Origin of the sequence: Christensenella sp. (assembly GCF_034927525.1) — a bacterium.
Lineage (GTDB): Bacteria > Bacillota > Clostridia > Christensenellales > Christensenellaceae > Christensenella.
In genome coordinates, this window is the sequence record NZ_JAYFPU010000273.1 from 1 (window position 1) to 9,234 (window position 9,234).

8 protein-coding genes and 1 tRNA gene are annotated in these 9,234 nt (G+C 42.6%); 2 read left to right on the forward strand and 7 right to left on the reverse strand.

Annotation, left to right across the window (positions count from 1 at the left end; all coding sequences use genetic code 11):
• The 4 genes from VB081_RS11105 to VB081_RS11120 all read right to left on the reverse strand — a co-directional run.
• Window positions 1-189, reverse strand: a 189-nt coding sequence (locus VB081_RS11105; protein WP_323400882.1) for a hypothetical protein, incomplete at its 3' end; no start/stop codon positions are given.
• 90 nt (window positions 190-279) lie between these two features.
• Window positions 280-2,880: a DEAD/DEAH box helicase gene (locus VB081_RS11110; protein WP_323400883.1), complete on the reverse strand. Its 2,601-nt coding sequence runs from the start codon at window positions 2,878-2,880 to the stop codon at window positions 280-282.
• Window positions 2,881-2,882: 2 nt separating this feature from the next.
• Window positions 2,883-3,812: a HamA C-terminal domain-containing protein gene (locus VB081_RS11115; protein WP_323400884.1), complete on the reverse strand. Its 930-nt coding sequence runs from the start codon at window positions 3,810-3,812 to the stop codon at window positions 2,883-2,885.
• 369 nt (window positions 3,813-4,181) lie between these two features.
• Window positions 4,182-4,258 (reverse strand) — tRNA-Val (locus VB081_RS11120).
• Window positions 4,259-4,350: 92 nt separating this feature from the next.
• Between VB081_RS11120 and VB081_RS11125 the strand changes: the two genes are divergently transcribed.
• Window positions 4,351-4,875 (forward strand): DUF4364 family protein, encoded by a 525-nt coding sequence (locus VB081_RS11125; protein WP_323400885.1) that lies wholly within the window; start codon window positions 4,351-4,353, stop codon window positions 4,873-4,875.
• Here VB081_RS11125 and VB081_RS11130 read toward each other — a convergent pair.
• Genes VB081_RS11130 through VB081_RS11140 form a run of 3 tightly spaced genes read right to left on the reverse strand, consistent with a single transcriptional unit; the run spans window position 4,843 to window position 8,835 of the window.
• Window positions 4,843-5,973 carry a bifunctional folylpolyglutamate synthase/dihydrofolate synthase gene (locus VB081_RS11130; protein WP_323400886.1) on the reverse strand — a complete coding sequence of 377 codons (1,131 nt, stop codon included), beginning with the start codon at window positions 5,971-5,973 and terminating at the stop codon, window positions 4,843-4,845. The genes VB081_RS11125 and VB081_RS11130 overlap by 33 nt on opposite strands.
• Window positions 5,974-8,607 (reverse strand): valine--tRNA ligase, encoded by a 2,634-nt coding sequence (locus tag VB081_RS11135; RefSeq protein WP_323400887.1) that lies wholly within the window; start codon window positions 8,605-8,607, stop codon window positions 5,974-5,976.
• A gap of 21 nt (window positions 8,608-8,628) precedes the next feature.
• Window positions 8,629-8,835 carry a hypothetical protein gene (locus VB081_RS11140; RefSeq protein WP_323400888.1) on the reverse strand — a complete coding sequence of 69 codons (207 nt, stop codon included), beginning with the start codon at window positions 8,833-8,835 and terminating at the stop codon, window positions 8,629-8,631.
• Between the two features lie 133 nt (window positions 8,836-8,968).
• Between VB081_RS11140 and VB081_RS11145 the strand changes: the two genes are divergently transcribed.
• The coding region (locus tag VB081_RS11145) for a MarR family winged helix-turn-helix transcriptional regulator (RefSeq protein ID WP_323400889.1) at window positions 8,969-9,234 on the forward strand (266 nt) is incomplete at its 3' end.

Sequence of the window (9,234 nt, forward strand, 5' to 3'; positions counted from 1 at the left end):
TATATTTCTTCGAGCATCATTTCCACTGAAGCGGCTCATTGTATAACAATATGGCTCAATTAAGTCACAATTTTCTGTGGGTGGGTGCAAAAAAACTGCTCTATCAAGTTCAAAGCAAGGAGGAAGATATTCTGAAAAAAAGCCTGTTTCAGAGATTTTTTCTTCAATGTTATCGTAATTTCTTGGCATATTCTTTACTTCTTTCTATGATATATACTAGCTTTCATTTAGAGTATGTGGATTTACTATGTTTATCATGGCACTACTTCACAAAAATACTCAATCGATAAAAAGTTCAGGAATGTTATACTTTATATCTTCTGCCTCTTTACGTACTCCTTCATTTGTGCATAATAAAATCCGATTATTTATTCTATAATCGCCTTCTGTTTCAACAATGAATTCACATCGATGTTTTTTGATATAGGTGGATGTTTCTCTGGAGAAACCATTTCGTTGTAAAAAGATAGTGAAAAGATTTGTGGTTCCATATTCTACATATTCATACCAATCATTTTGAAGTTTTTCAATTTTATGATGCTTTTTATATTCTAAAGAAAATCTTAAAAAATAACTTGCTATTCTAAATAATATGACGTCCTCAATGGCATTCAAAGTAGATGATATAACTATATTCTTATGCTCTCTAGAGTTATTGTATTCAATAATCTGACCATCTATTTTGACACCACTCTTGGGATTTTGTTGTTTATGTTCGATAGCAGCATTCATAATAAGATTTAAACCATTTCCTGTCATCCATTGTGCTAATATTACTGCATACCATCTCAATTTTCCAAGCTGCTGCGTCTTTTTTGTGCGATATCCAAGAGTACTGACCTCATATTTGTCCCATTTGAAAATTGAACTTAGCTTCTCCAAAAATGATACCAAAGTATTATAGTCAACTTGACCATGTTCATTTAGATCAGGATATTTTAGTCCCTTTGCTATTGCCACCGTTAGATTATTTATCTGATCGGTTGAAATATTTATGTCATCATCATCTTGAGATTGGGCATGAAACATTTCTTTTATTTTACTAATTTTTTGTTCATCTAATAGATCAAAAAAACCTTTGTAGACAGCACTTGTTTCATTTGAAGATAAGATGTCACGTAACAAAATAATAGCAAATTTTCTCATTAGGGAATAATTATCTTCGGACTGAGATTTAGGATAACGCAGCAATTCAATATTACCAGCCACCAAGCATTCAATGATTTTAATCTTTTGAGGTCTTGTGAGCTCAGAATAAAGAGATAATTTTTGTGCAGGGATTTCTTTTTCTAATAATTCTTCGTATTTTTTTGTATCCATCTGCCTATTGGTAGCTACTAAAAAAACATTGCCATATAAGTTGTACTCAATACGTCCGACGCGACCAATCAAATTTTTGAAGTCCACCGCGGTCATATTTGACATGCCATTTCTACAACTCGTGATAAATAAATTATCCGCTGGGAGGTTGACACCCTCCACCAGCGTACTAGTGCAAAAAATCGTTTTGATATCACCTTGTTTATATAACTCTTCAATTCTCATGCGGATATTTGAAGGAAGATAGCCTATATGATATGCAACCCCTTTTTCTAATACCTCTGCTAGATAATAGTCGCCGTGAATTTCATTTTTTATATCTCGAACCAAGGACATAATTTGCGAATTCGGCTCATATTTCTTGATACAATTCTCAGCATATTCTCTTGCACCACTTACTGCTTTTGACGTAGAGTTACAATAAACAATGTTTTGAGAATTTTTGCCAATAAGGAATATGAGCTCACTTAATGTTACATCTCTTCTAAAAGAGCAGACATCTAGCATAGCATTATTTGGTTCGCTATATATTCGAATAGAACGATCTTGTAGATCGACTAAATATTTCGTTTGGCTTACAGGCGCATAATAAGTTGCTAAATCAAACACTGTATCTGTTTGTGCCTGTGGAATAAGTTTCAAGTAGATCCCTGGATTTGGGATATTTGGAGAAGAAAAGATAATATGTGTATTATTATTTTTTCTTACTATTAAGTCAATAACTTTATAGTAAAACGGACTTCTGCTATCTTTACTAGATATCTTATGCGCCTCGTCAATAAATAGATAATCTAAATTAATCATCGGATTATCTAACAAGAGGTATAATAAACGCTCAGGAGTTAAGATAAAAATAAAATTGTGCTTTTGTTGTAATGAAAGTGCACCTGCCGAAGTTATCAACCTATAATCATATTTTGATAGATTGTCAGTTAGATCTTCAATTATCTTGCTAGACACCTCGTTAATCAATGCTTTTGTTGGGACAAGAATTGCGAAATTTTTTTGATGCTTTTGTAAAACGTGCTCCTTAAGAAACATTCGCATGATAAAAGACTTTCCCATAGAGGTGGGACCTGAGTAACTGAAATATTGACGATCTAAACAATTATAAATCAATCTCTGCGATTTAAAAAAATAACGTTCCGAGTCTGCTGGAACTTTCATCAATTCACGAATATATTCATTGTATATTTGATCCCATATATCTGTTCCGCCAAATGATGCTTTATACAATTCTAATCCTTGATAATTACCTGCACTAGATAAAATAGAACCAATATAATATCTGATTCTACAATCATTTGGATACAAAAAGTCTAACAGGGCAACAATTTCTTGCGCCCACATTTTATGCTTTTCAGATTTCATAGGATGTATAGATTTTGATAAAATGTCCGCAAAACGCAGGGCATGATTTAGGTTTATATCTTTAGGTATAGATTTATTGTTTCTAAACAAGGCAATTGAATAATTAAACAAAATATCATTATATAATTCTTTGAGATACTCGTTATGGTCAATGTCCTCGTAAAGAGATTCCCCAAAAGTCTTTACCATTTTTATTTACCCTTCAACTTATTTATTATATCCGCTCGATCTTTGGCAGCATTATCAAATGGAAGGATATAGAAATAGAACGAATATGCATTCAAATTTTGTTTTTTAATCTTCGCTTCTATGTATGATGTGTGTTTTGTAATATCATCAATCATCTTTTTTTGCAAAGCAATCCGGTATTCTGCATTGGAAAACAAGGCGGAATCTAATTCTATGGTATAGCCTAGAAATATACCAAACGCTTTGTCAATTGGCATATTCAAGTCTCTTTTTGTAGGAATAATGAGTTGCTTTAAATAGTCTGCCGTTTCTTTGTCAAAGGATTCCTTAAAAATATTACTTTCTATTAAACGCAATTCATTGTCAGGGGTATCAATTACTTTTGTAATTGATTTAAATGCATCATCAATAGCTGATGTAAGACTCCCAACAATTTTTGATTCGCCTAAGACCAACTGACATAAAGCTTTCCCCGAACTGTCAGAACAAAATAACAGATGAACTCCGTCACTTCCATAGACATACTGATTTTCAGAAGACTTCAACTCCATTTTGCTCAGTATTTTAGGAGCATTTAAGTTTTGTTCCAAAAATAAATATAGCAAGATTTCTCCAAGTTCACCGCCAGCGCCACAATCATGTGGGTTATTAGCGGCACGCAATAGTTCTAATGCCTTAGCACTAATAGCCTCCGTCTCATCATCTAGATAAAACCGTTCTATCGCAGCTCTTGAAAAGACATAACGTCCAATGTTATTTTGTAAAAGTTGATGTAGCCCAACATAAGAAAAAGAATTATTTTGGATATCTAAGCTAAAAATACGAACGCAATTAGGATTAGTAAATTCCATGCTTTTAGAGCAGACTTCAACAAAAATAGAATTGAATCTATCGCCCTTGCTTGTATTTTTTATTGGCGATGTTGTAGCCATAAATAAACATCCTCCAAATAGCTTATACCATGTAACTAATTTTATCACTTAGTACTAGAATAATCCAGCAATTAAAGTTGTTTCGGCATATTACGTTGAAATTTGTTGATTTTACACCTGTTTCTAATAGATAAGGCCTCTCATATTTTTATTCTAATAAATCAGAGGCCTTATCTATTAGACCTTTACTCGTTGCCTACTCGTGCACATAAAAGTTCATTTGATGCTTTAGTACATAATATTGTAGCAAAAATTGAAATCATATGTATTTAGCATACACACAAAAGGACAGGCTCACCGCCTGTCCTTCAAACTGATTTTCACACCAAACACTCCATCTAAAAAGAAAAGGTTCGGATATGACCGATTTGGTGGGGTTGACTGGACTCGAACCAGCGACTTCTTCGATGTCAACGAAGTACTCTAACCAACTGAGTTACAACCCCGAACTCTTTCTATTATACCGATTTCACCCAAAAACACAATACTTTCTTTTGAAACTTTTGCGTATATGTTATAATGAGATTGAGGTGGAATCATGCAGGTAAAGCCAAAGCAAACAGTGGCAAACAACAAGCTACTGCTGCTATATCTTCTAAAAAAAAGCGATATCGCCCTTTCCGAGCTACAAATCGTGCGCATCATGGGCGAGCTTTCGTTTATGAGCTATTTTGACCTGAAGGAATGCCTTTTCGAGCTTACACAAAGCGCGCATATTTACTCCAAGGCAACACCGCAAAATGTGCTATACGGCATCACTGACAAAGGCGCGCATATGCTTGAGGTGCTGCAGGATGATTTGCGGCAATCTTTTCGCGCGGCGATCGACAATTACTTAAAGCAGCACGCCACCGAGCTCAAGATGGAATCCCAGCTTGTGGGCGAACTGATCAAGCTTTCAGATGGCGAATACCGCGTGATCCTAAAAGTGTTGGAAGACGACCGTACCGTATTCGAATTAAACTGCATCGTTTATTCCAAAGAAGAAGCACAGCGCATGATCGATAACTGGCGCTCCAATGCGATTTCTTTATATAAGCACGTCATCACAAGTCTCGGTTAAAAGCCCCAGTGCATAAGAGGCAAGGTAAAAGGAGCCGCATACCACAAGTATGCCTCTTTTTTGTTTTGCAAGAGCTTGCGCTTCAACAAATGCTGCATTAGGGTCTTCGTTTGACTGCACACACGAAAAATATGGTTGCAGCTCACGTGCGGGCAGCCCTCTTTTTTTGTCTGCGCACGTGCATACGACGCGGTCGGCAAACGTACCGATCTCGCGCGTGATTCCCATAATATCCTTATCCCGCATGACAGCGGCAAGCACCGTAACATCCCTGCCCGCAAAATATTGTTTGATCGTGTGCGACAACTCGCGTAACGCCGCCGGATTGTGCGCCCCGTCGATCACAATATCCCCGCACATCTGCACACGCGCCGGAATGACCGCTTCTCTAAGCCCCGCCCCGATATCTTCCCCGTCCATTCCAAGCTCCACCGCAGCGATCAGCGCCACACACGCATTTTGCACCTGCATAGGCGACGCCGCATGGATGAAAAGATCATGGTAGCGCTTCCCTTTGTAAGTAAAATCAAACGTTTGTCCTGCTACTCCGCTTTCGTGTACATGTATCGCCTGTTCGTCAAGCACGATGAGCCGCGCGTTCTGCCTCTCGCATGTTGCGCGGATCACGCGCATGGCCTCATCTTCCTGCGGATGAGAGATCACAACAGAATCCGGCTTGATGATGCCGCACTTTTCCCGTGCGATCTTTGTAAGCGTATTCCCAAGAAGCGCCATATGATCGTAGCTGATGGGCGTGATGACCTGCATCCTCGACGGCACGATGTTGGTCGGATCAAGCCGCCCCCCCAGTCCCGTCTCGATCACGGCATATTCCACATGGTTGTCTTCAAACCACAACAACGCCGCGTTCGTCCAAACGGAAAAGAGGTGATCATCCTTTTCACCTCTTGCCTTTTCCATATACTCTTCATATTGCCGCGCCGGGATATCCTTCCCGTTGATACGCATACGCTCGCACGGCGAAATAATATGCGGCGATGTAAATAGCCCGCATGTATGCTTTTGCGACAAGATTCCGGCAATATACTGTGCTGTGGAGCCCTTGGCGTTCGTTCCCGCAAGGTGCACATATTGCATTTACTTCATCCCCTCAAGGAACGCAAGCCGTTCGCTTAGTTTAGAACGCATTTCAAGATAGGTATTCAGCTTTGCCCGCTCTTCCTCCACCACATGCGCAGGCGCTTTGTCCGTAAAGCCCTTGTTGCTCAGCTTACCTTCCGCACGCTTGATCTCTCCTGCGTTTTTATCCGCTTCCTTTTTGAGGCGTTCGATTTCCTTCTGCACGTCAATCAACTCTGCCAAAGGCATAAACGCTTCACCCACCGCGCACACAGCCGATACGCTGTTTTGCGGGATGCCCGACTTGTCATTCACGACCTCCACTTCGCTTGCGTAGGCCAGCTTCTTTAAGTATTCCGTGCATGCCTCGATCGCTTCTTTGTGCTTGGAAACAATGGTCAGCTTCACCTTCACGCTCGGCGGTACGTTCATTTCTGCACGCACGTTACGGATAGAACGGATCATATCCATCACGCCGTTCATCATCTCCGCCTGTACTTTTCCGCCCTCATATTCCACAAGCGGCCACGCGCTCAGCATAATCGTCTCGTCCGCGTCCGGTAGGCTTGTATATATCTCCTCCGTGATAAACGGCATAAACGGATGCAGCAGCTTAAGCGTGTTTTTCAACACATACACAAGCACGCTCACCGTCGCCGCCTTCACATCTTCATCCTCGCCATACAGCCGTGGCTTCGCCATCTCGATGTACCAGTCACAGAACTCGTTCCACGCAAAGTCGTATATCTTCTGCGCCGCAAGACCTAAGTCATATTTCTCCATGCTGTCCGTACACTCGTGGATCGCGGCATTCAGCTTACCCAATATCCACTGATCGGCAATATCGAGCTTTGCTTCGTCGATGGGCGTAACGTCACCCTTTAAATTCATCATCACAAAACGCGACGCGTTCCATATCTTGTTCGCAAAGTTACGCGCAGCCTCCACCTTTTCCCAGTAGAAGCGCATATCGTTGCCCTGGCTCACACCCATCGCAAGCGAAAAGCGCAGCGCGTCCGCGCCATATTTATCGATCACCTCAAGCGGATCAATGCCGTTGTTTAGCGATTTTGACATCTTGCGCCCCTGCTCGTCGCGCACAATGCCGTGGATATCCACCGTCGAAAACGGGATGTCCCCCATGATCTCTAAACCAAACATGATCATACGGGCCACCCAGAAAAAAATGATATCATATCCTGTTACGAGCACGTCCGTCGGATAAAAATAGTCAAGCTCAGGCGTTTTGTCCGGCCAACCGAGCGTGGAAAAAGGCCATAAGCCAGACGAGAACCATGTATCGAGCACGTCCTCTTCCTGCTTAAACACCGTGTTGCCACAGTCCGGACAGGTGTCCGGCATATCCGTTGCCACGATCATCTTGCCGCACCCGCTGCACGTATAAGCGGGGATCCTGTGCCCCCACCACAGTTGGCGCGAAATACACCAGTCGCGGATATTGTATAACCAGTTGAAATATATTTTGGAAAAACGCTCGGGCACAAATTTGATGCGACCGTCCTCTACCGCCTGAATGGCAGGCTCGGCGAGGCTTTTCATTTTAACAAACCACTGCTTGGAGATAATCGGCTCGATCACCGTATGACAGCGGTAGCAATGCCCGACGTTGTGCGTATATTCCTCGATCTTGACCATCGCACCCAACTCCTGTAGGTCCGCGACGATCTCCTTACGCGCCTCGTTACGGTCAAGTCCCGCATATTTGCCCGCATTTTCCGCCATTGTGCCGTCGTCGTTCATCACGCGTACGATGGGCAGGTCGTGCCGCACGCCCACCTCATAGTCGTTCGGGTCGTGCGCGGGCGTGATCTTCACAGCCCCCGTACCAAATTCCATATCCACATATTCGTCCGCCACCACTGGGATGGGCTTATCAAGCAGCGGTAGAATCACATTTTTGCCGATCAAATCCTTATAGCGACCGTCTGCCGGATTGACCGCTACAGCAGTATCGCCGAGCATCGTCTCCGGACGCGTCGTCGCGACCACAATGCCCTCACCGCCATCCTGCGCGCGGTAACGCATATACCACAGATGCGAGCTCTGCTCCTCATATTCCACCTCCGCGTCGGAAAGTGCGGTCATGCAGTCCGGGCACCAGTTGATGATGCGGCTGCCCTGATAAATCAATCCTTTATTATACAGGCGCACAAACACTTCGCGCACAGCGCGGCTGCATCCCTCGTCCATCGTAAAGCGCTCGCGTTCCCAATCGAGCGAAGAACCAAGTTTTTTCAGTTGCTCTACGATACGTCCGCCGTATTTGGCTTTCCATTCCCATGCACGTTCCAAGAATCCTTCGCGTCCGAGTTCTTCTTTCGATATCCCCTCCTCGCGCAGCGCATCCACGATCTTCACTTCCGTCGCGATGCTCGCATGGTCTGTTCCCGGCATCCACAGCGCGGAATATCCCTGCATCCGCTTGGTACGGATGATCGCGTCCTGTATCATATTATCAAGCGCATGACCCATATGGAGCTGTCCCGTGATGTTGGGCGGCGGGATCACAATAGAAAAAGGTTTCTTGTCCGGGTCAACGACCGCATGGAAATACCCTTTCCCCATCCATTTTTCGTATAATTTTGTTTCCGTTTGCTTTGGATCATACGTCGTGCTCAGTTCTTTTTGCATCGTCTTTCCTCCAAAAAATAATTAGATGAAAACAAGCAGGAATCCGGTGACAGCGCATCCCAGCCCGATAAATTTCCATACCACGTCTGCGTGCTCATACGAAAACCGTCTTGCGATGCGCTTGGCGGTAAAGCTGATCACCGCGCCCACAGCCAGCAGTACGAGTGCAAAAATCTGCAATGATGTTATGTGTGTAAAAAAATCCATTTCTTCTACCGTTTCGCTCAAAATTTCGTTGCCGATATATTATAGCACAAAAAAGATATAAAATGAATGATTTCCCCCACAAAAATGCTTGACAAAGCAAGTGTTTTTGTTTATCTTAATACTTGACTTAGCAAACATTTTTCGGGGGTACATTATGCGGAACCAACAGGTAGAAGATATCGGAAGACAGATTTCCATTCTTTATCGGCAGACACAAAAATTTATCAACAAACGGATGCAGCCTTATGGGCTCAATTATTCCGACCATGCCTTTTTGATCCACATATCCCAAAATCCGGGCATCAACCAGCGCCAACTTGCGCGCATTCTGACGATCGACGAAGCCGTCGTGACGCGCGTGCTAAAAAAACTGGAAGATAACGGTTTTGTGACGCGCGAAAAAGATGCTGAAGATATGCG